The 21,871-nt window shown below is 75.6% G+C and carries 16 protein-coding genes and 1 pseudogene; 11 read left to right on the top strand and 6 right to left on the bottom strand.

Annotated features, from left to right (window positions below):
* Positions 1 to 8 precede the first annotated feature (8 nt).
* Positions 9 to 1,967, bottom strand: a complete 1,959-nt coding sequence (locus PHK61_RS00760) for a DNA/RNA non-specific endonuclease (protein WP_274279050.1) — start codon at positions 1,965 to 1,967, stop codon at positions 9 to 11.
* Between the two features lies 1 nt (position 1,968).
* Positions 1,969 to 3,885, bottom strand: a complete 1,917-nt coding sequence (locus PHK61_RS00755) for a trypsin-like serine peptidase (protein WP_274279049.1) — start codon at positions 3,883 to 3,885, stop codon at positions 1,969 to 1,971.
* 545 nt (positions 3,886 to 4,430) lie between these two features.
* On the opposite strand from PHK61_RS00755, the gene PHK61_RS00750 reads away from it, so the two are divergent.
* The 5 genes and pseudogenes from PHK61_RS00750 to PHK61_RS00730 all read left to right on the top strand — a co-directional run bounded on the left by PHK61_RS00750 (position 4,431) and on the right by PHK61_RS00730 (position 12,043).
* Complete coding sequence (locus PHK61_RS00750; protein WP_274279048.1) at positions 4,431 to 7,151, top strand: helix-turn-helix transcriptional regulator; 2,721 nt, start codon at positions 4,431 to 4,433, stop codon at positions 7,149 to 7,151.
* 72 nt (positions 7,152 to 7,223) lie between these two features.
* Positions 7,224 to 8,552, top strand: coding sequence for an ATP-dependent 6-phosphofructokinase (locus tag PHK61_RS00745; protein WP_274279047.1), 1,329 nt, complete (start codon positions 7,224 to 7,226; stop codon positions 8,550 to 8,552).
* A 43-nt stretch (positions 8,553 to 8,595) separates the two neighbouring features.
* Positions 8,596 to 9,342 (top strand): annotated as a pseudogene (locus PHK61_RS00740) (AfsR/SARP family transcriptional regulator); the annotation flags it as partial.
* Between the two features lie 122 nt (positions 9,343 to 9,464).
* Positions 9,465 to 11,744 (top strand): ATP-binding protein, encoded by a 2,280-nt coding sequence (locus tag PHK61_RS00735; protein ID WP_274279396.1) that lies wholly within the window; start codon positions 9,465 to 9,467, stop codon positions 11,742 to 11,744.
* Between the two features lie 89 nt (positions 11,745 to 11,833).
* Positions 11,834 to 12,043, top strand: coding sequence for a hypothetical protein (locus PHK61_RS00730; RefSeq protein WP_274279046.1), 210 nt, complete (start codon positions 11,834 to 11,836; stop codon positions 12,041 to 12,043).
* On the opposite strand, the gene PHK61_RS00725 is transcribed toward PHK61_RS00730, so the two are convergent.
* From PHK61_RS00725 to PHK61_RS00715, 3 genes are all read right to left on the bottom strand, one after another.
* Positions 12,036 to 12,434: an FKBP-type peptidyl-prolyl cis-trans isomerase gene (locus PHK61_RS00725; protein ID WP_274279045.1), complete on the bottom strand. Its 399-nt coding sequence runs from the start codon at positions 12,432 to 12,434 to the stop codon at positions 12,036 to 12,038. The genes PHK61_RS00730 and PHK61_RS00725 overlap by 8 nt on opposite strands.
* Positions 12,435 to 12,444: 10 nt before the next feature.
* The gene (locus PHK61_RS00720) at positions 12,445 to 13,758 is read right to left on the bottom strand and encodes an MFS transporter (RefSeq protein WP_274279044.1); all 1,314 of its coding nucleotides are present in this window, start codon (positions 13,756 to 13,758) and stop codon (positions 12,445 to 12,447) included.
* Positions 13,759 to 13,820: 62 nt separating this feature from the next.
* Positions 13,821 to 14,861 (bottom strand): glutathione S-transferase family protein, encoded by a 1,041-nt coding sequence (locus tag PHK61_RS00715; RefSeq protein ID WP_420791335.1) that lies wholly within the window; start codon positions 14,859 to 14,861, stop codon positions 13,821 to 13,823.
* A 210-nt stretch (positions 14,862 to 15,071) separates the two neighbouring features.
* Between PHK61_RS00715 and PHK61_RS00710 the strand changes: the two genes are divergently transcribed.
* Both PHK61_RS00710 and PHK61_RS00705 read left to right on the top strand, forming a co-directional pair.
* Entirely contained in the window at positions 15,072 to 15,647 is a 576-nt protein-coding gene (locus tag PHK61_RS00710; protein WP_274279043.1) for a dihydrofolate reductase family protein, read from the top strand.
* Between the two features lie 26 nt (positions 15,648 to 15,673).
* The gene (locus tag PHK61_RS00705; RefSeq protein ID WP_274279042.1) at positions 15,674 to 16,303 is read left to right on the top strand and encodes a dihydrofolate reductase family protein; all 630 of its coding nucleotides are present in this window, start codon (positions 15,674 to 15,676) and stop codon (positions 16,301 to 16,303) included.
* Between the two features lie 3 nt (positions 16,304 to 16,306).
* On the opposite strand, the gene PHK61_RS00700 is transcribed toward PHK61_RS00705, so the two are convergent.
* Positions 16,307 to 16,876: a dihydrofolate reductase family protein gene (locus PHK61_RS00700; RefSeq protein ID WP_274279041.1), complete on the bottom strand. Its 570-nt coding sequence runs from the start codon at positions 16,874 to 16,876 to the stop codon at positions 16,307 to 16,309.
* Positions 16,877 to 16,958: 82 nt separating this feature from the next.
* Between PHK61_RS00700 and PHK61_RS00695 the strand changes: the two genes are divergently transcribed.
* The 4 genes from PHK61_RS00695 to PHK61_RS00680 all read left to right on the top strand — a co-directional run bounded on the left by PHK61_RS00695 (position 16,959) and on the right by PHK61_RS00680 (position 21,824).
* A complete protein-coding gene (locus tag PHK61_RS00695; protein WP_274279040.1) occupies positions 16,959 to 17,426 on the top strand; it encodes an ester cyclase in 468 nt (155 codons plus the stop codon).
* Between the two features lie 105 nt (positions 17,427 to 17,531).
* Positions 17,532 to 20,309: a phosphoenolpyruvate carboxylase gene (gene ppc, locus PHK61_RS00690; protein WP_274279039.1), complete on the top strand. Its 2,778-nt coding sequence runs from the start codon at positions 17,532 to 17,534 to the stop codon at positions 20,307 to 20,309.
* A 254-nt stretch (positions 20,310 to 20,563) separates the two neighbouring features.
* Positions 20,564 to 20,860 carry a hypothetical protein gene (locus PHK61_RS00685; protein WP_274279038.1) on the top strand — a complete coding sequence of 99 codons (297 nt, stop codon included), beginning with the start codon at positions 20,564 to 20,566 and terminating at the stop codon, positions 20,858 to 20,860.
* Between the two features lie 157 nt (positions 20,861 to 21,017).
* Positions 21,018 to 21,824 (top strand): alpha/beta hydrolase, encoded by an 807-nt coding sequence (locus tag PHK61_RS00680; protein WP_274279037.1) that lies wholly within the window; start codon positions 21,018 to 21,020, stop codon positions 21,822 to 21,824.
* Positions 21,825 to 21,871: the final 47 nt, after the last annotated feature.

Genomic DNA, 21,871 nt, shown 5'->3' with positions numbered 1-21,871 from the left:
ACCCCTCCTCAGAGCACCGCGTCCTCGGGGCGCTCGAGCGCCACGTAGGCCGGGAAGCCGACCGACTCGTGGGTGTCGTCCCGGGGATCGAGCGGGTCCGCAGCGGTGTACGCGGAGAGGTCGTAGCCGGTCGCGTCGGCCAGGTCGCGCACCGCGATCTGGAACGTCCGGTACGCCCCGAGCACGAAGCCCTCGTTGGACTCGGTGCGGCGGCGCTTCTCCAGGAGGTCGCGGATCATCTGTCCCTGGCTCAGCAGGTAGGCCGTCGCGTGGAGGCGGCGACGATCCGCGTCGACCATGGCCACGACCTTCCAGAACTCCAACGGCGTCGGGAGTCCCGGCACGATCTCGGGATCGTCGTCGCGGAGGACGGGTCCCGTGAACACGCACGCCATGAAGCCGTGGGTCCGGGCACTGTCCAGGACGAGGTCCTCCAGACCGAGCCAGAGCGTCGTGCCCTGGTTCAGCTCCGAGTGCTGCAGGGCGGCGTTGGTGTAGTGGAAGGTGTCGGCGTTCGCCTGCTCCGCGACCTCCTCGTCCCAGTTCGGGTCCTGGCGGCGCACCATGTGGCCGCGGTCGATCCGGGGATCGCGGTAGTCGTCCTGGTCGAGCTGCAGGTCCCGGTCGATGCGCCCGTCGTGGAACCAGCGGTCGTTGCTCCGCTTGATCGGCACGAGGCGTGAACCGTCGATGTTCACCGCGGTCATCCGCGGCTGGCGACGGGATGCCGAGTACCGCACCCCGAAGTGCACGTACCGCAGCTCGCCGGGCTGGTCCTCCGTCTCGTCGCTCGGGCGGGCGAGGTCGGCGAGCACGCTCTCCGGGAGCCCCGGCCACGGTGTCGCGAAGCGGCGGCCGAGGAAGACGGGGTCGTAGCCGGAGCGGCCGGCGAGGTCGGCGGCCGAGTGCTTCCCGTCCCTCGGGGCCTCGGTCTCGGGACGCACCGCCTCGATGGGTCCCGTGCCCCGCGGCCGGAAGTCGGACTCGACGAGCCGGCGCAGGGTGTCGACACCGACCGCGGAGTTCTCCTTCCCGAAGACCCCGGCGAAGTGCAGGCCGACCACGCCTGCGTGGTCGAGGCTGATGACGGGCGAGCCCGAGTTCCCGCCGAGGGTGGTGCAGTCGTGGCGCAGCGTCGTGCGGCTCGTCAACGGCTGCATCACCCGCCCCGGAGCGAAGCGCTTCACCTCGAACAGGTCGCGGAAGTAGCGCGCCTGGGCGTCGATGTCGTTGCGGTCGTCGAAGGCGGGATAGCCCACCACGGCGACGAGCTCGCCCTCCACCGCCGGAGTCGCGGCGAGGGGCACGGGCTCGGGCGGGTGGTCCCCGACGATGCGGAGCACCGCGACGTCGGGTGCGGCGTCGTCGGCCAGGTAGACGATGTCGGCGACCTCGAAGGGACGCGCGTCCTGCGGGCGCGACCCCACCTCCTCGTGGAAGTCCAGGTCGGCACCCATGAGCGAGCCGGAGATCGTCGACCTGAGGAAGACCCCGCGACCGTCCGCGACCCGCCGGGCGACGATCCGGGCGACGTGCCGATTGGTCGCCACGAGCGCCGCGTCGCCGTCCTTCGCGATCACCCACCCGGTGCCGCCCCACGGCATCCGGGCGTTGACGAACTCCACCCGCCCGATCGAGGGGATGAAGCGCTCGGCCGACTCGATCTTCTTCGGGGTCCCCCTCGGCAGGTCCGGGAGGGGCTCCATCACGACGGCGTCGTCGCGGATCAGGAGCGGAGGGCGGCCGACCCGCTGCACGATGGCCTCCAGCGGGCCGAGCGCCACGAGGCGCTCGAGGCGGTCCGCGTCGCGCTCGACCTGGGTGACGGCCTGATCCGTCAGCTCGGCGGTGACGGCCGGGACGCGGTGCGTCGAGATCGCCTCGCGGACGGCCGCCTCGAGCGCCGGGGAGTTCTTGAGGCGCGCCGAGACGTCGCTGAGCCGCTGCGCCTCTCGCTCGCCGGGCACGTCACGCCCCGTCGCCGATCGCCGACGCCACCCGCAGGTCGGCGAGGTACTCGGCGATCGAGTGCGCCGCGGTGAGCGGGTTGTCGGTCCGGACGTCCTCGACGCCGCGGCCCCAGGTCGGGGCGAGCGGGCACCCGATGGCCACCGCATCGGCGAGGCACCAGGCGTTGACCCACCGCTGCACGTCCGGCTGCCGCGGCCCGCCGGCCAGGAGCCGCTTGTTCACGGAGTCGAGGCCGAGCGGGCTGCCGGCGGTGACGAGCAGTCGCACGTCCACGCCCGCCGGGACCCGGGTCAGCAGGTCGAGGGCGACCACGGTGCCGAGGCTGTGGGACACGAGCGTCACCGGGCCGGTCGTCGGGAAGGTCTCGAGGACCGTGTCCAGGACGGCGCTCCGGACCTGGTCGTCGTCCAGGTACAGCGCGACGTCGCGGAACCGCAGGGCGATGAACAGGTCGTCGAGCCGGCTCCTGTTGGCGAGGTGGGTGAGCGCGGACTGGACGGTGCCGAGCAGGTCACCGAACCCTTCCCTCGCGTCGGGACGGAACCCGGCGCGCGAGGCGGCGTCCTCGATCAGCGCGGCGTAGGTGTCCCGCGCCGACCCGCCCGCCGGCGCCGCCCGCACCGCCGCCGGCGCCTCCTCGTCACCCGTCACCGTGGTCTCCACGGCGGACGGGCCGGCCAGGGCGGCGAGGCTGTCCCCGTAGTACGGGAACCAGACGCGGGTGGCGTCGAGCGGAGGGCGCTGGACGAGGCCGAGCCCCCGGGCCAGGCCGCCGGCCCAGACGGACCGCAGCTCGACGGGGTCCCGGCCCTGCTGCGCGCGGCCGTGCAGGAACACGACGTGCGGCGGGGTCTCCGGCACGGCGCGCAGGCCCCGCCGGCCGGTGCTCTCGCGCCTGGTGGGGGTCACGACGTGCGCCGGCGCCGCCGGCACGGTGCCGACGAGCGCCTCGGCGCCGAGCTCGTCGAGCAGCGCCGTCCGCCCGACCGCCTGCGCGAGCTCGCCGAGGCGCGCGAGGACCACCGAGATGCGCGCGCCCTCGTTCGCCACCCAGGCGATCGCCGCCTCGCCCATCGACGCGTCCCACACGGTCCCGTCGGCGGTGAGCAGGTCACCGTCGGCGTTGGTGCTCGGCACCCCGGAGTGGTGCAGCGCCACGACCTCCCACTGGTCGTTGAACACCGGCGAACCGGAGTTGCCCGGCTCGGTGTCGGCCTCGTAGTGGAGGAAGACGTCGAGCTGGTCGAGCAGTCGGTTGTTGCGGACCGCGATCTCCTTGCGGCGTCCCGAGGGGTGGCCGATGACGTTGGCGGCCTCGCCGATGACGATCTTGCCCTGCTGCTGGCGGAGCCGGTTCCACCCGTACCTGTCCCCGGCCACGACCCCGTTCGCCGGTGCGACCGCGACGAGGCTCGCGTCGACCTCCTCGTCGGTGAGGTAGAGCGTGTCCGGGTCGAGGGCGAACGCGGAGGGCGTCTCCGGCCGGCCGTCGGGCCCGAGCTCGAAGTCGAACTCGACCAGGGCGCTCGCCGCGGTCGACGCGTCGGGCAGGACGTGGTTGTTGGTCAGCAGGAGCCGCCGGCCGACGAGGAAGCCGGTGCCCGCGCCGCCGCCCGGGAGCGTCACCCGGCCCACCGACTCGGCGATCGCGGTCCCACGGCCGAGGAAGAGGCTCGGCTGCAGGTCGTTCTCCGCGATGATCCGTTCGAGCGCGCCGGTCCGCGCGGCCTGGCGCACCGCGCGGCTCCCGACGGCGTCGCCGATGAGCCGCTCGGCCCGGGCCTCGATCTGCGCGGGGTCGTCGACGACGAGCGTGCCCGTCGCCTCCTGCCGGCGCTGCGTCTCCGCCCGCTCGGGTGCGCGGTCCCTGTACCGCGCGGCGGCCCGTCCCTGCTGCTCCTCCAGCGTGCTCATGCCGGCAACCCGGCGAAACGGATGAACTCGGCGACTCCGGGCGCCTGGTCGACGACGGCGTGGCTGCCGTGTCGCCGCCGGGCGATGACACGACGTGGTCCGGTGCTCTCGCTCATGGGCTCCTCCTGGGACCGTGCCGGTGACGGCGGCGGGCGCCGCGTCGAGGGGTCTCGGGGAGCAGCGCGTCGTCGCCCTGGCTCGACCTGGACAGCACCCGTGACGGGCACGGCGTCCCCCGAACTGTCCGCTGTCGACGATTCCTCTCCGTGCACGAAGTCGGCAGTGGGGAGAACTCCCGCGACGCCGGTCCCGCCGTCGCGGGGAGTGCGCGGACGGGTACGCAACGGGGTCCCGGTCCTCGCCATCGGTGACCGCGCGATCGCGTTTGGTCGTCCCGTCCTTCGGACGGCGTAGAAAGCCGTTCCGGACCCCGGGGAAATCCCCCGCCTCCGACCCGAAAGGCGGCACGACCGCCGACGGAACCGGCGGCATCCTGTGTCCCATCGACCACGCACGCCCCGGTGTCACCACCACGGGGGGACACGATGACCGCCACGGGCACGCGGCCGGCGCCGACCTTCGTGGGGCGGTCGGCCGAGATCGAGGACCTGAGCGCGCTCGTCGCGGGCCGTCGTCCCGAGCGGGTGGGGCTCGTGCGCGGCGAGCCCGGGATCGGCAAGACCGAGCTCCTGCACCGCGTGTGCGAGCGCTCGCCCGCGCGCGCCGTGCGCGTCGCCGGCAGCGAGGCGGAGGCCCACCTGCCGTTCGCGGTCCTCGCCGATCTCGTCCTGCCGCTGCGGCGCTCGCTCGCGGCGCTGCCGGACGTCCAGCGCGAGGCGCTCGAGGTCAGCGCCGCGCTGCGGGCGGGGCGCGCCGGGGGCTCGCTGGCGGTCTGCGCCGCGGCGCTCGGCCTGCTGGAGGCCGCGGGCGACGCCGAGCCGCTGCTGGTGGTCGTCGACGACCTGCAGTGGGTCGACACCCCGTCGGAGGAGGTCCTGCTGTTCGTGGCCCGGCGGCTGCGCTCGCCGCGGGTCGCGCTGCTGCTCGCGACGCGCGACCGGGGCCGCACGGTCCCCTCCGCCCGCGTCGTCGACCTCGACGGGCTCGGCGCCGAGGAGAGCCGCCTGCTCCTCGGCCCGCTCGCGGACCGGCTCCCGCCCGTGGCGCTCGACCGCCTCGTCGAGGACCTCGCCGGGCACCCGCTGGCCCTCGTCGAGAACGCCCGCCACCGGACGGGGGGACGGGCCCCGCGCCCGGGCCCGGCCCTGGCGGCGCTGTGGACGCATGCGCTCGAGGGGCTCCCGGACGCGGCGCGCACCGCCGTGGCCGTGGTGGCGGGCGCGGGGTCGGCCGACGCCGGCGTCGTGGACCGGGTGCTCGCCGACCTCGGGGTGTCCGCCCGCGACCAGCGGCTCGCCGAGCAGGCGGGCCTGATCCACACTCGGGGCGACCGGCACGTCCTGCGCCATCCCCTGCTGCGCCCGGTCGTCCTCGGCGCCGACGCGACGACGACGCGCCGGGTCCACACCGCCCTCGCGGCGCGGACGACGGGGGCACGCCGCGCCTGGCACCTCGCCGCCACCGCGGACGGCGCCGACGACGCCGTGGCCGCGCAGCTCGCCGCGGCGGCCTGCTCGGCGACCCAGCTCGGCGGGCACCGCAGCGCCGGCGAGGCGTGGGCGCGGGCCGCGCAGCTCACCACCGACCGCCGTCACCGCGCCGAGCGCTTCCTCGCCGCGGCCCGCGAGTTCCTCCTCGCCGGGGCCCTCGACCTCGCCGCCGGCCACGCCGAGGCGGCGGCCGCGCTGGACGACGACGTGCGGTTCGCCGCCCGCGTCGAGGTCGTCCGGAGCCGCGCGACCGCCTGGCTCGGCGACCCCCGCCGCGCGCACGCCGACCTCGTCCGCGCGGCCGAGCGCGTGGCGCCGGTGGACGCCGCCACCGCGGCCGGGCTCTACGCCGAGGCGACGATGCCGGCCGGGATGGCGGGCCGGGTCCACGCGATGCTCGACCTCGCCCGCCGCGCCACGGCCCTCGCGCCCGGGTCGGCGGGCCCGGCGCGGGTGTGCGCGCTCGTGCTCGGCGGGCGGACCCGCGAGGCGCTCGCGCTGCTCGACGGGCTCGACGCCGACGCGGTCTCCGGCGACCTGCAGGTCGCCGCGCAGCTCGCCCAGGTCGCCGTCCACACCGAGCGCTACGAGGACGCCGACCGGCGCATCGACGCCCTGCTGACCACGGGCCGGCGCCACGGCGTGGCGTCGGTCCTGGCGTACGCGCACGCGATCCGCGCCGAGCTCGACTGCTGGCGGGGGCGGTGGCCCGCGGCGCGCGCCGACGCCGTCGAGGCCCGGCAGTGGGCCGAGGAGCTGGGCGAGGCGGGCACCGCCGCGCTCGCCACGATGATCCTGGCCCGCCTCGACGCGGCGACCGGCGCCGTCGAGGACAGCCGCGCGAGCACCCGGCGCGTCCTGGCCGCGGTCGGCTCGCACGGCATCGACTGCCTGCAGACCTACGCCCCGGCGGTGGAGGGCCTCGCCGCCCTCGTCGTCGGCGAGACCGACGACGCCGTCGACCACCTCGAGGTGGCCCACCGCCGCGCCCGCGCCGACGGCCTCGAGGCGAGCAACGTCGTGGCCTACGGCCCCGACCTCGCCGAGGCGCTCGTCCGCAGCGGGCGGGGCGACCGGGCCCGCGAGGTGCTCGCCTGGTGGGAGACGAAGACCGACCTCGCCTTCCCGGTCGCGACGGCGCACCGGTGCCGCGGGCTCCTGGCCGAGGACCCCGACGAGGCCGCCGCGTGCTTCGCGCGGGCCCGGGAGGCCCACGCGCGGTGCGACCAGCCGTTCGAGCGCGCCCGGACGCTGCTCGCCGAGGCCGAGTGCCTGCGCCGCCTGCGCCGTCCCACCGCGGCGCGCCCGGTCGCCCGTGACGCGCACGCCGTGTTCGTCGCGCTCGGCGCGCGGCCGTGGGCGGCCCGCGCCGAGTCCGAGCTCGCGGCGGCGGGCGTGTCCTCCCCGCGGCGCGCGCCCGCGCAGGCCGCGTGGGCGGCCCTGACGCCCCAGGAGTTCCAGGTGGCGCGGGTCGTCGCCGAGGGCCGGTCGAACGACGAGGCCGCGGCGGCGCTGTTCGTCTCCCGCAAGACGGTCGAGAACCACCTGACGCGCGTCTACCGCAAGCTCGGGCTGCGATCACGCAGCGAGCTCGTCCGGCGGTTCCCGGACGGCGCCGCAGCGACGACGGAGGCCGGCGACCCTCGGTTATCGTGAACGATACAGAGCCGGTAGCGCCGCCGGTCCCGCCACGACGACCTAGCCACCGTGACGACCTGGGAGCCTCCCGTGACGCTCGACCTCGACGACCTGCGCGTGCGTTCGCTCGGCGCGTGCTGCTACGACTCCCCGTTCGCCGAGATGCTCGCGACGAAGCGGACCTCACCGCACTACGTGCACGAGGACGACCGCGTGCTCGTCGACGACACGGTCTCGGTGCTGCTCGCGCGCGGCGTGCCCATCGAGCGGCTGCCCAGCCTCGAGGCCGCCGGGCCCCGCCGGAAGGTCTACTTCGACCCGGCGGCCACCAGCGTCGGCATCGTGACCTGCGGCGGCCTGTGCCCGGGGCTCAACGACGTCATCCGGGGCATCGTGCAGGAGCTCACCGAGCACTACGACGTCGCGCACATCTACGGCTTCCGCAACGGCTACGCCGGGCTGACGCAGCGCCACCGCGAGCGCGTCGTGGAGCTGGACCTGCACGCGGTCCGGGACATCAACAACGACGGCGGCACGATCCTGGGCAGCTCGCGCGGCGACCAGGACCCCGAGGAGATGGTCGACACCCTCGTCGGTCTCGGCATCGACGTCCTGTTCGTCATCGGCGGCGACGGCAGCATGCGCGGCGCCATGAGGATCACGCAGGAGATCGACGCCCGCGGGCTCGACATCGCGGTCGTCGGCATCCCGAAGACGATCGACAACGACCTGCCCTACACCGACCAGAGCTTCGGGTTCCAGACGGCGTTCGCCCAGGCCACCGAGTTCATCGCGTCGGTGTTCATCGAGTCGCAGGCCGCCGAGAACGGCGTCGGCATCGTCAAGCTCATGGGCCGGCACTCCGGGTTCATCGCGTGCTACGCCGCGCTGTCCAACAACGACGCCGACTTCGTCCTCATCCCCGAGGTGCCCTTCGTCCTCGACGGCCCGAACGGCGTGCTGCGCCGGGTCGAGGACCACGTGCGGCGGCACGGCCAGGTGGTCATCGTGGTCGCCGAGGGCGCCGGCCAGGAGCTCCTCGAGCAGGAGGGCCACACCACCGACGCGTCGGGCAACACCAAGCTCGGCGACATCGGGCTCTTCCTCAAGCAGAAGATCACCGAGCACCTCACCGCGGTCGACCTGCCGCCGACGGTGCGCTACCTCGACCCCAGCTACGCCATCCGCAGCGTCGCCGCGAACGCCTACGACAGCGTCTACTGCGTGCGGCTCGCCCACGCCGCGGTGCACGCCGGCATGGCCGGGCGCACGGACACCGTCGTCGTGCGCTGGCGGCGCCGGTTCGTGCACATCCCGATGCGCCTGATCACGTCGCACCGCAACCAGGTCGACCCCGACGGTGACCTGTGGATGTCGGTGCTCGAGGCGACGGGCCAGCCGGCCTCGTTCGGCGCGTAGCCCGTTCGACTACCGAAGGTCAACGCACTGGTCCGTCCGGGCGATGTCTTCATTGCCCCGGCACCGGTCACGGTCGCACACTGTGGTGATGAGCGTCACGGCCCGGCTGGCCGGGCCGTTGCGCGTCGAGCGCGGATCCCCACCCGAGGCGCTGCGCATCGGCAGCCCCGAGGAGCGGCGGCTGCTGGCCCTGCTGGCGGCCCGGCGCCCGGCGGTGCTCACCGGGGAGCAGCTCGCGGCCGAGCTCTGGGGCAGCAACGGCCGGACGCCCCGCAGCCCCGCCGCCGGCGTCGCGACGCTGGTCAGCCGGCTGCGCAGCCGCCTCGAGCCGGACATCCTGCTCGGCGACCGCGGCGGGTACCGGCTCGGCGCCCCGCCGACCGTCGTCGTCGACCTCGACGCCGCGGCGCGCCTGCTCGACGAGTCCGACCGGCGTCTCGCCGCCGCGGCCCCGGGACTCGCGGCGAGCGCCGCGGCCCGGGCGCTCGCGCTGCTCGGGACGGGTGAACCGCTGCCCGAGGAGGCGGACGAACCCTGGGTGGCCGCGGCCCGCGACGAGTGGTGGGAACTGCTGCGCCGGGCCCGCCACGCGGACGCCCGCGCGGCGCTGGCCACCGGGGACGCGGGGCGCGCGCGGCGCACCGCCGCCGACGCGGCGGCCGCCGACCGTTTCGACGAGACCGCCCACCGCCTGCTCATGGGCGCGCACCGGCGGGCCGGCGACCCGTCGCGGGCGATCGAGCTCTACCACCGGCTGCGGACCACGCTCGCCGACGAGCTCGGCGTCGCACCGGCCCCCGCACGCGCGACGACTACGTCGCCCTCCTCCATGAGCGCCCGCAGGACGACCCCGCCGCCGAGCCCTGCCCCCGGTCGCCGACGACGTCGCACTGCGTCGGGCGCGACGCGGAGATCGCCCGCCTCACCGCGCGCTGGGAGGCGGCGACCCGCGGCGCGGCCGCGCTCGTGCTGCTCGCCGGCGAGGCGGGCATCGGGAAGACCCGGCTCGCCGGGGAGGTCGCCGCGCTCGCCGCGGCCACCGGGGGGCGGGTCGCCTCGGCGCGCTGCCACGCTGCCGAGCGCTCGCTCTTCCTGCAACCCGTCGTCGACGCGCTGGGGCCCGTGCTCGCCACCCCGGTCCCGCCGGCCCTCGCCGGGCTGTTCCCGGAGCTCGTCGACGCACCGGGGGACGACCGCCCCGACCCGCGCCGGGTGTTCGCGGCCCTCGCGGGCCTGCTCGCCGAGCTGACCGCCACCGCTCCCCTGCTGCTGCTGATCGACGACCTCCAGAACGCCGGGCTCGCCACCGTCGAGCTGCTGCACTTCCTCGCCCTGCGTCCCGCCGGCGCACGGGTGCTCGTGCTGACGACCGTGCGTGCCGAGGAGGGCGCGGACGCGCTCGCCCAGCTCGAGGCCGTGGGCGAGCGCCTCGACCTCGGCCCGCTCGACGCCGCCGCGGTCACCGCGCTCGCCGACCGGGAGGGCCGCGGCGACCTCGGGGTGACGATCCATCGCCGCACGCGGGGCCATCCGCTGTTCGTCGTCGAGACCCTGCGCGGGCTGGCCGCGGGCGGGTCGGGCGTGCCCGAGTCGCTGCAGGCCGCCGTGCTGGCCCGTGTCCGGCGCCTCGGCGACGAGGTCGAGGAGCTCCTGTGCGCCGGGGCCGTCCTCGGTGCCGCCGTCGACCCCGAGGTGGCCGCGGGCCTGCTCGAGCTGCCGGTCCCCGAGATCGTCCGACGGTGCGAGCGGGCCGCCTCCGCGCGCCTGCTCGTCCCCACCGGCGCGACCTACGAGTTCGCCAACGACCTCGTCCACGAGGTCCTCTACGCCACCACCCCGGCCCCGGTGCGCCGCCTGCACCACCGCCGCGCCGCCGACCTGCTCGCCGGCACCCCGGAGTCCGCCGGCACCCACGCCGCGGCCGCGCGGGACTGGCCCCGCGCCGCGCGGGCCCTGCTGCTCGCCGGCGAGACCGCGGCGCGCCGGGGCGCGATGGGCGACGCGGAGTCGCTGCACTCCCGGGCGCTCGCCGCCGCCGAGCTGGTCGCCGACCCCGAGATCACCGGCCGCGTGCTGGTGGCCCGCGCCCGCGCCCGGGAGGGCCTCGAGCGCCACGAGGCCGCGTGGAGCGACCTGCGCGCCGCCGCCGCCGCGGCCCGCGAGGCCGGCGACCGCCGCCTGGAGATGGCGGTCCTGCGCCAGCTCGGCGGCGACGTGCCGATCGCGCTCGGCGTGCCGCCCGCCGAGTGCGTCACCCACCTGCGCACGGGCCTGCGCCGCGCCGCCGGCCTCGGTGACCGCGGCGCCGAGGCCGACCTGCGCGGCCGCCTCGCCATCCTCGCGACCAACGACCTGCGCTTCGGCGAGGCCATCGAGCAGGGCCGCCGGGCCGTCGCGGCCGGGCGCGCGGCCGGCGACCGCGCCCTGCTCGTCGGCCTCGACGGGCTCAAGGCGGCCTACGCCTACACCGGCATGGTCGACGAGCTCGCCGAGGTCGTCGACGAGCTCGAGCCCCTCGCCCGGCGCCTCCCGGACCGCGCGGTCCTGCAGTGGACGGTGTTCGGGGGCGCCATCCCCGCGATCGCCGCCGGCCGGTGGGACGAGGCCCGCGCGCGCATCGCCGAGGCGACCGCCGTGACCCAGCACTCGGGCTACGGCGGGCACGACGCCTGGTTCCTCGCCCACCTGGGATGGGTCGCGCGCCAGCAGGGACACCTCGACGAGGCCGTCGACGCCGGGCGCCGGGCGATGCGGCGCAACGGCGACGCCGGGCACCGGTGGTGGACGCCGACCGCCTGCGCGTTGCTCGCGACGACCCTCCTCGCCCGCGGCGACGTCGCCGAGGCGCGGGTGCTGGCCGGGCGCGGTCTCGTGCTCGCCGGCCCCGACGCGGTCGCGGCGTGCCGCGTGCGGTGCCTCGCCGTGCTGGCGGAGGCCGGCGACGGTGACGGGGCCACCCCGCTGCCGGCGGACACCGCCCTGCTCGAGGCCGACCGCCTGCTCTCCGGCGTCGCCGCGCCACCGGCGACCGCCTGGCTGCTCGGCGCCGACGCCTACGTGTCGGTGGCGCGCGCCTGGCTCGCCCGCGGCCGCCCGGCCCGGGCCCGCGCGACCCTCGCCCCGCTGCTCGCCGCCGCCCGGGCGCACGGGTGGCGCCCGCTGGCCGAGCAGCTCGCCCGGGTCGTGGCGTGACGCGCGCGCAATGCCCGCGCTACGGTCGCCGCCACCGTGGCACCGGCCGGGGACGGCCCCCGGACGAGCCGACGGAGGAGGGCGGCGCGATGGCCGTCGACATGGACAGGGTGACGGCGTTCGCCGACCTGCTCGCGCGCCCGACACGACCCGTGTCCGTCGGCGCCGACGGGGCCCGGCGGGCCGCCGCGCTGCTCGCGTACGCCGAGTTCGGCTACCGGGTCACCGCGGACGCGCTCATCCCGCGGCTGGCCGCGGACGGGCTGGCGCGGCCCGCGGTGACCGACGCCTCTAGTTGACCTTGACCAGGTCCACGACGAAGACGAGGTGGGCGTTCGGCGGGATGACACCGCCGGCGCCCTGCGGGCCGTAGCCCTGGTGCGGCGGCACGACGAGCACGCGCCGGCCGCCCTCGCGCATGCCCGAGATGCCCAGCTTGAAGCCGTCGATGACCTGGCCGAGCGGGAACTCGACCGGCGTGCCGCCGCGGCCCCACGAGGAGTCGAACTCGGTGGAGTTCGAGACCAGCCGGCCCTCGTACTGGACCTGCACGGTGTCGCGGGGGCCGGCCTCGGTGCCGCCGCCGACGACGAGGTCGGTGATGTCGAGGTCGTTCGGCAGGGTGTCGGGGGTGACCGACGCGCCGGGCGCGCGGGTCAGGTCGTCGGTGTTGTCCACGGTGACCGCCATGGCCGCGACCCTACGGGCGGGCGGCGCCGGTCCCCGACCCCGCACCCGCGGCGGCCGCGAGCTCCTCGTCCTCGCGGGGGTCGTGGTCGCGTCCCAGCGCGAGCCCGACCGCCGAGAGCACGCAGGCCAGCGCGACGTAACCCGCCGCGGCGGCCCAGCCCAGCCCGGCCTGCAGCGAGGTCAGCAGCAGCGGGGCGAGCGCCCCGCCGACCACCCCGGCGACCGTGTAGCCGAGCGAGGAGCCGGTGGAGCGCAGGCGCGGGCTGAACTGCTCGGTGATGAACGCGGCCTGCGGGCCGTAGGCGGCGGCGTGCAGGGCGAGGCCGACGACGACTCCGAGCACGAGCAGGCCGAACGAGCCCGCCCCGATCAGCGGGAACAGCACGAACACCCACACGCCGATGCCGATCACCGCGCCGAGCGAGACCAGCCGGCGGTTCCACCGGTCGGACAGCGCACCGAACGCCGGCACCAGCCCGAGCTGCAGCGCCGAGCCCACGAGCACCGCGGAGAGCACGGCGGCGCGCTCGAAGCCGGCGGTGCGAGTGGCGTAGGTGAGCACGTAGACGGTGAGCAGCGAGTACGCCACGTCGGGCCCGAGGCGCGAGAGGATCGCCGCGGCCAGCCCGCGGGGCTGGGTGCGCAGGACCTCGCGGATCGGGCTGGCCGAGGTCTCCCCCGACTCCTGCAGCGCGCGGAACACCGGGGTGTCCTCGAGCGTGAGGCGGATCCACAGGCCGAAGGCGACGAGCAGGGCCGAGAGCAGGAACGCGAGGCGCCAGCCCCACGACAGCAGCTGGTCGCCGGTGAGCGTCGCGGCGAGGACCGCGAACACGCCGTTGGCCAGCAGGTTGCCCGCGGGCGGGCCGATCTGCGCGGCCGACGACCAGAACCCGCGCCGCCGGGGGTCGCCGAACTCCCCGGAGAGCAGCACCGCGCTCCCCCACTCGCCCCCGACGCCGACGCCCTGAGCGAAGCGCAGGAGCACCAGCACGATGGGCGCCGTCACGCCGATCGTCTCGTAGGTCGGCAGCAGGCCGATGAGCACGGTGGCGACGCCGATGAGCAGCAGCGTCGTCACCAGCACGCGCTTGCGTCCCAGCGTGTCGCCGAGCCGGCCGAACACGAACCCGCCGACCGGCCGCGAGATGTACCCGACCGCGAAGGTCGTGAACGCCAGCAGGACGCCGGTCAGCGGGTCCGAGCCCGGGAAGAACAGCTGCGGGAACACGAGCGCCGACGCCGTGCCGTACACGGCGAAGTCGTAGTACTCGAGCGACGTCCCCGACAGCGACGCCACGAACGCCTTCCCCCTGGCCGCCATGTCGGTTCGTGTGCCCTGTTCGAGGTCTGATCACTCCTGGCACTCGGCGCCTGCCCCGCCGCTCACATGTCGAGCGGCGGGAGCGGGCGCAGCGGCCGGTCGAGCGGCGCGGGCGGGGTGCCGTCGGGACCGAAGGGCGAGCCGCCGAGGTCGCCGCGCCGGTGCGGCTCGAGCCATGCCGCGGCCTCGGGTCCCAGCGGCACGATCTGCGTGGGGTTGATGCTCGTGTGCACCTGGTAGTAGTGCCGCTTGATGTGGTCGAAGTCGACCGTGTCGCCGAACCCGGGCGTCTGGTACAGGTCGCGGGCGTAGGGCCAGAGGTTCTCGAACTCGGCGAGCTTCTGCCGGTTGCACTTGAAGTGGCCGTGGTAGACGGCGTCGAAGCGCACCAGCGTGGTGAACAGGCGGATGTCGGCCTCGGTGATGTGGTCGCCGACGAGGTAGCGCTGGTCCGCGAGGCGCTCGTCGAGCTCGTCGAGGCGGGCGAACAGCGCGGTGTAGGCCTCCTCGTAGCGGCTCTGTCTCGTTGCGAACCCGGCCTTGTAGACGCCGTTGTTGACGTCGTGGAAGACGCCCTCGTTGACGGCGTCTATCTCCGCGCGGAGCTCCTCGGGGTAGAGGGTCGGCGCGCCGGGACGCTGGTACTTCGCCCACTCGATCCCGAGGTCGATGGTGATGTGCGGGAAGTCGTTGGTGACGAGCCGCCCGGTCGCCTCCTCGACGAGCGCCGGGACGCTGACGCCGTTGTCGGTGCCGTGCTCCGGGTCGCGCGCCAGGTAGGCCTCCTCGAGGTGGCGCTGGCCCAGCACGGGGTCGACGCCGTCCTCGTCGAGCGAGAACCGCCAGGACCGGTCGTCCTGCAACGGGTCGACGATCGCCAGCGAGATCGCGTCCTCGAGCCCCATGAGGCGGCGCACGATCAGCGAGCGGTGCGCCCAGGGGCAGGCCAGCGACACGACGAGGCGGTAGCGCCCCGCCTCGACCGGCCACTGGGCTTCCCCCGACGGCCCCTCCCCGGCGGGCTCGGCCACGATCCGGTCGGTGAACTGCGGGCCCTGGCGTCGGTACGAGCCGCTGCTGTCGGCGGACGGGCTGTTGCCCACCGCGCTGTCCGTGGGAGTGCTCACGCCGGTACGGATGCCCCCTGACCGCTCCCGGGCAACGTGACCCGGCGCCGCACCGGTGGACGATCCGGCACGGGAGTCGTCCCGATCCTGCTCGCGCGTCCGGGGCTCGGGACCCCGCGACGAAGGTCGCCGGCGCCGACCGACGTCGGGGTGATCCGAGAGACCGAGCACCCTGGGAGCACCCCGATGCACCGCACCGTCAGCGCCAACATCACCCTGTCCCTCGACGGCTTCGCCGCCGGGCCCGACGGGGACATGTCCTGGCTGATCGAGACCGCCGTCCACGAGCGCTGCGCGGCGGGCTTCGCCGGCTACTACCGCGGCGTCGACACCGTGCTGCTCGGCCGCACGAACTACGAGGGCTTCCACGGCTGGTGGCCCGCCGTGGCCGACGACCCGGCCGCCGACCCGCGCAGCCGCGACCTCTCGGGCTGGTTCGACGCGGTGGAGAAGGTCGTCTTCTCCCGCACGCTCACCGAGGCAACCTGGTCGAACGCCCGCGTGGCGCGCGACCTCGAGGCCACGGTCGAGGAGCTGCGCCGGGCGCCGGGCCGCACGATCTCGGTGTTCTCGAGCGTCAGCATCATCCGCGCGCTGCTCGCCGCCGAGCTGCTCGACGAACTGCGGATCACCCGGATCCCGACGGTGCTGGGCGCGGGCCGGCCGTTCTGGGACGGTGCGCTCCCCCGCTCGACCTGGACCACCGAGGAGCTGCAGACCGTCCCGACCGGCGCCGTGGTCAGCCTGCTGCGCCGCCGCTGACACCGACACCTCGACGAGGAGGAGCCATGAGCAAGATCGTTCTGTGCATGTGGATGTCCCTCGACGGCTTCATCGCGGGCCCCGAGGACGGCCCCGGGCAGGGACTCGGGATCGGGGGCGAGCGCCTGCACGACTTCGTCACCTTCGACGGTCCCGACCACCCGGCCGCGGCCCACTCCGACGACGAGGTCGGCGCGGCGGTCATGGCCGAGCTGATGACGTCCGGCGCGGTGCTCACCGGCCGGCGCACCTACGATCTCGCCGGCGGGTGGGGCGGCGACCACCACGACGGCGTGCCGATCATCGTGCTGACGAGGTCGCCGGGCCCCGCGTCCGGGCTCGTGCGCCCCGTCGCCGACGTGCGGGAGGCGGCCGCCCGGGCCCGGGAGGCGGCGGGCGATAAGGACGTCCTGCTCCACGGGGCCTCTGCGGCCCGCGCGTTCCTGCTGGCCGGGGAGATCGACGAGATGGCCCTGCAGATCGTCCCCGTCCTGCTGGGGCGGGGCCGCCGCCTGTTCGGTGACGCGCCGGGGGAGCTGCCGCCCGAGCAGGTCGAGCTCGAGCTGGTGCACAGCGCGGTCGGGCCGGGCATGGTGCACCTGCGCTACCGCGTGCTGCGGGAGGGCGGCGCCGCTGTCGATTCCCGCGACGGGTGAGGGTCAGTCCGTCACCGCGAACCGCAGGTGCGCCCCGCCCGCGGGGAACACCTCGCCGGCGATCTGGCGCAGTCGCAGCGGGCGCCCGGGGGTGACCAGCGGCGTCCCGCCGCCCAGGGCGATGGGGGCGACGAACAGGTCGAGCTCGTCGACCTGGCCCGCGTCGATCAGCGTGCGCATGAGGGCCAGCGAGCCCCAGACCAGCACGATCCCGCCGGAGCCCGCGCGCAGTGCCCGCACGCGCTCGACGGCGTCGGGCACGACCTCGGCGGGCGCGTGGTCGCCCCACGGGGCCGCGCGCAGCGTGGTCGAGGCGACGAGCTTGGGCACGGCGTTCACCAGCGGCGCGACCGGCACCTCGCGGCTCGCGTCGGTGGGCCAGAACGTCACGAACCCCTCGTAGGTGCGCCGGCCGAGCAGGACGACCTCGACGTCGGCCAGCAGCTCGGCGTTGAGCTCCATGCTGCGGCGGTCGCTCTCCTCCGGGACGCCGGCGAAGATGTCCGTCTCGTCGGTGGGGCCCGCCGCGAAGCCGTCGACCGAGATCCATTGCTGGGCGACGACGCGGGTCATCGGGCCTCCTCGAGGACGCGGTGCCGGGCGTCGCGCCGGCGAACCGTCGCGGGCGCCGGGCGTCGGGTGCGAGCATCGGACGATGACCAAGGCGGTCCAGGACATGATGGTCGCGGTCGAGCGCACCGTCGACGCGTTCGCCGGCGCCGTCCGCGCCGGCGACCTCGACGCGGCGCTGGCCCGGGTCACCGACGACGTGGTGCTGACCCGGCTGCCGACCGGTCTCGGCGCGTGCGGCGTGGAGGCGCTGCGCCGCCACCTCGCCGACGACGTGCTGCCGCACCGCCCCGCCGACCTCACCACCACCCGCGTCTCGCGCACCGGCGACCGCTGGCGGGTCGTCGACGAGCAGCGCCTGGCGTTCACCCACGACCGCGAGCTCCCCTGGCTCCTGCCCGGGGTCGCGGCGACGGGCCGGCGGGTCGAGGTGCTGGCGATCTCTGTGGTCGCCGTGCGCCGCGAGAGGATCACCGAGCACCGCACGCTCTGGGACCACCACGGCCTGCTCGACCAGCTCGGGCTCCTCCCGGCCGCGGTCACCACCGGATAGGGGTGTCGCGGACGCCGATCGGGGGCACAATCCCGTGGCGTCCCCACCGTCGCGGACCCCACCCGCTCGAATCCCCCGCGGGCAGGCCGACCAGGAGGGCGTCCCATGAGCGAGAACGACCGGCCCGCGCGGGCCGACCGCGTGCCCAGCGAGGGCAGCGTCGCCTCGGAGTCCGAGCACTCGGCGCTGCGGGCCGACATCCGCCGGCTCTCGACGCTGCTCGGGCGCACGGTGGCCGCCCAGCACGGCGACGACATGCTGGAGCTGGTGGAGAAGGTGCGCCGGCTGGTGCGCGAGGTCCCGGAACGGGGCGACACGGCCATCCGCGACGTGCTCGCCGAGCTCGACCCGGGCACGGCCGCGGTGCTCGGCCGCGCGTTCGCCACCTACTTCCACCTCGCCAACCTCGCCGAGCAGCTGCACCGCAGCCAGGAGCGCGCCGCCGTGCACGCCGAGGGGTCCGGGCCGCTGCACACGCTCGTCGACCGGCTCGTCAGCGACGCCGACCCCGACGAGCTCGCCACCGCCCTGTCGCGCCTCGAACTGGAGCCGGTGTTCACCGCGCACCCCACCGAGGCCCAGCGGCAGTCGGTGCTGGGCAAGCTGCGCTCGATCGCGACCGTGCTCGCGCAGGATCTGCCCGAGGAGATCGCGGAGACACGCCTGCACCGGCTCGTCGACCTCATCTGGCAGACCGACGAGATCCGCCCCGAGCGCCCGACGGTGCTCGACGAGGCGCGCTCGGTCGCCTACTACCTCGAGCAGCTCGGGCGCCGCACGGTCCCCGAGGTCCTCACCGCGCTCGACGAGGAGCTCGACCGCGTGGGGCTGCACCTGCCCGAGCACTCCCGGCCGCTGGTGCTCGGCTGCTGGGTCGGCGGCGACCGCGACGGCAACCCGAATGTCACCGCCGACCTGACGCTCGAGACGATGCGGATCTACGGCGAGCGGGGCGTGCGCATCCAGAGCGAGCTGCTCGAGGAGCTCGTGCAGGAGCTGTCGCTCTCGACCCGCCTGGTCGGGGTCAGCGAGGACCTGCGCCGCAGCCTCGCCCGTGCACGCCGGGCCCTGCCCGAGGTCTACGACCGGTTCGTGCGCCTCAACGCCGAGGAGCCCTACCGGCTCAAGTGCTCCTACATCCACGCGCGCCTGGAGAACACCCGCCGCCGGTACGCCGAGGACACCCCCCACCGGCCCGGCCGCGACTACCTCGGCGCCGACGAGTACCTGCGCGACCTCGAGGTCATGGACGTCTCGCTGCGCTCCCACCAGGGCGAGCGGATCGCCGACGGCGGGCTGCGCGACGTCATGCGCAGCGCGAACGCCGTCGGGCTGCACCTCGCGAGCGTCGACGTCCGCGAGCACTCGAGCTACCACCACGCGGCGCTGGCGGCGCTGTTCGACCGGCTGGGCGAGCTCGACACCCCCTACCGCGAGCTGGACCACGGCGGGCGCCGCGAGGTGCTGTCCGCGGAGCTGGCCGGCCGGCGGACGCTGACCCCGCGGCGCGATCGGCAGTTCGACGACTCGGTGACCGAGACCCTCGAGGTCTTCGACTGCATCCGCACCGTGCAGGAGACCTACGGGCAGGAGGCGCTGCACACCTACGTCATCTCGATGGCCCAGAACGTCGACGACATCCTCGCCGTCGCGGTGCTGGCCCGCGAGGCCGGTCTGGTCGAGCTGTCGGCCGAGGGCGCCGTCTCCTCGCTGGACATCGTGCCGCTGTTCGAGACCGCGACCGAGCTGCGGATCTCCGGCGACCTGCTCGACGGCATGCTCTCCGACCCGTCGTACCGCGCGCTCGTGGCCGCCCGCGGCGACGTGCAGGAGATGATGCTGGGCTACTCGGACTCCAACAAGGGCGCCGGGCTGACCACGTCGCAGTGGTCGATCCACCGCGCCCAGCGCCAGTTGCGCGACGTCGCCGCCAAGCACGGCGTGCGGCTGCGCCTCTTCCACGGGCGCGGCGGGTCGGTCGGGCGCGGCGGCGGGCCCGCGGGCGAGGCGATCGCCGCCCAGCCGCACGGCGTCGTCGACGCGGTGATGAAGGTGACCGAGCAGGGCGAGGTCATCTCCGACAAGTACTCGCTGCCGGCGCTGGCGCGGGACAACCTCGAGATCATGCTCTCGGCGGTGCTCGAGGCGACGCTGCTGCACCAGACCTCGCGGGTGGAGGCGGCGACGCTCAAGCGCTGGGACGAGGCGATGGACGTCATCTCCGACGCCGCCCAGGAGGCCTACGAGCAGCTGATCTCCCACGAGTCGCTGCCGGACTTCTTCACCCAGGCCACGCCCGTCGACGAGCTCTCGATGCTCAACGTCGGGTCGCGGCCGGGCAAGCGGCCCGGTGCCGGCGGGCAGACGTCGCTGTCCGACCTGCGCGCCATCCCGTGGGTGTTCGGCTGGACCCAGACGCGGATGATCGTGCCGGGCTGGTTCGGTCTGGGCACCGGGCTGAAGGCCGCCCACGACGCCGGCTACTCCGAGGTCGTCGACGAGATGCGCGACTGGGCGTTCTTCGCCAACCTCCTGTCCAACGTCGAGATGACGCTGGCGAAGACCGACATGCGCATCGCCGGCTTCTACGTCTCCGAGCTCGTCGACCCCGAGCTCCAGGAGGTCTTCGAGATCATCAAGGCGGAGCACCGGGTCACCGAGCGCGAGGTCCTCAAGCTCACCCCGAGCGGCGCGCTGCTCGGCGGCAACCCCCTGCTGCGCCGCACGCTCGACATCCGCGAGGGCTACCTCGAACCGCTGCACCACCTGCAGATCCACACGCTCGCCGAGCGGCGGAAGGTCTCCGAGCCCGACCCCGACCTGCAGCGCGCGCTGCTCCTCACGGTCAACGGCATCTCGGCGGGGATGCGCAACACGGGCTGAGCCGCGCCGCGGTCCCGGCCGGACCGACGAGCCGGCACCGCCGGACGGGTCACCCGCACCCGTCGTGCGACAGACGGCACCACCGGACGGGCGACACACGAGCGGGCGGACCACCCGTCGCGGAATCGGTTCAGCTCGGCGCGGACCGCCGCGTGGCGCTCGTCGGTGGGTCGCCCGGACGGCTTCACTGGGGGCGTCGGCCCGACCCGGGTGACCGCGTCCGCGGCACCGGAGGACCGGCGGGAGGAGAACCGGTGACCTACGACGCGGTCAGTGCCTACACGGTGCTGTTCGGTGACGGCGAGGCCCCGGCCACCGTCACCGTGCACGGCTCGGCCGAGGACGCCTGGGGTGCTCTCGACGTCCTCGTGCGCGGGCGCTCGCGCCGCTGGCGGGCCCGGGCGACGTCGGTGGACCAGGACCTGGTCACCGAGCTCGCCGAGCGCTGGCGCCTCGCCGACCCGGAGCGCCGCTACTGGCAGGTCGCCCCGCACCGCCTGCGCGTGACGGTGCCGGCGATCGCCGGCCACCGCCAGTCGCGCCCCGCGTAGGAGGCCCCATGTCCCGGTCCCCCTCTGACGACAGCGGGGGCGGGCCCTACCCGGTCGTGGTGCCCGCCCACCCGACAGGGTGTGACGCGTCGACCAGGCTCGTGACCAGGGCACACGCCGGGTGACGGACCCGGCCCCCGATCGGCGGAGGTGGGTCGTGGTCACGTCGTCGGTGCGCCGCCACCTCCGCGAGGTGCGCTCGGCCCTGCGGGTCGTGGCCGCCGTGCTCGCCACGCTCGTCCTCGCCGTCCTGCACCGCGGACGGGTGCGGACCCCGGAGCCCACGACCCAGGTCGGCGACGCGCGCTCGCTCGTCGTCCTGGTGCACGGCTTCGGGGCCGGCCCGGACTGCTGGGGCGACGTGGCCCGCGCGCTGGGCGGGCCGGGCGTCGCCGTCGTCGTCCACCGCTACACGTGGACCACCGGGGTCGAGGAGCTCGGCGCGCGCCTGGCCGACGAGGTCGCGGACCTCGCCCGCCGCAGCGGCGCCCGCTCGGTGACCCTCGTCGGGCACAGCCTGGGTGGCGTCATCGTGGCCGCGAGCCTGGCCGACGGGCGCCTCGCCGGCGTCGTCACCCGCGTCGTCACCGTCGCCGCCCCGCTGCGCGGCACCCGCTGGGCCCACCTGTTCCCGGTCGGCGCGGTCCGCGACCTGCGCGCCGGCTCCCCGGTCCTGCGCGCGCTCGCGACCGTCCCCGCGACCGCCGGCACCCCCTGGACCGCCCTGGCCTCCCGCGCCGACGTCGTCGTCGCGACCGAGGCCGCGGCGCTCACTGGCACCGAGCCGGTCGTCGTCGACGGCGTCGGGCACTGCGGCCTGCTGCGCGACGCCGGCGTCGTCACCCGCATCGCCGGCCTCGCCCGCCCGGCGACCCCGCGGCGCACGCGGCGGGCGGCATCCGCCCTATCCGCCCTCCCGGTCCGCCCCGCGGCGGCGCGCCCGGCCCTCGCGCTCGTCGCCTGAGCGCTCCGCCGCCGAAACGGACCGGTACGCCCGCCCGCGCGGTCGTT

The sequence above is a fragment of the Actinomycetospora lutea genome, assembly GCF_028737205.1.
Lineage (GTDB): Bacteria > Actinomycetota > Actinomycetes > Mycobacteriales > Pseudonocardiaceae > Actinomycetospora > Actinomycetospora lutea.
Note: the sequence above shows the minus strand (reverse complement) of the source record. Positions and strands in the feature narration are given on the sequence as shown.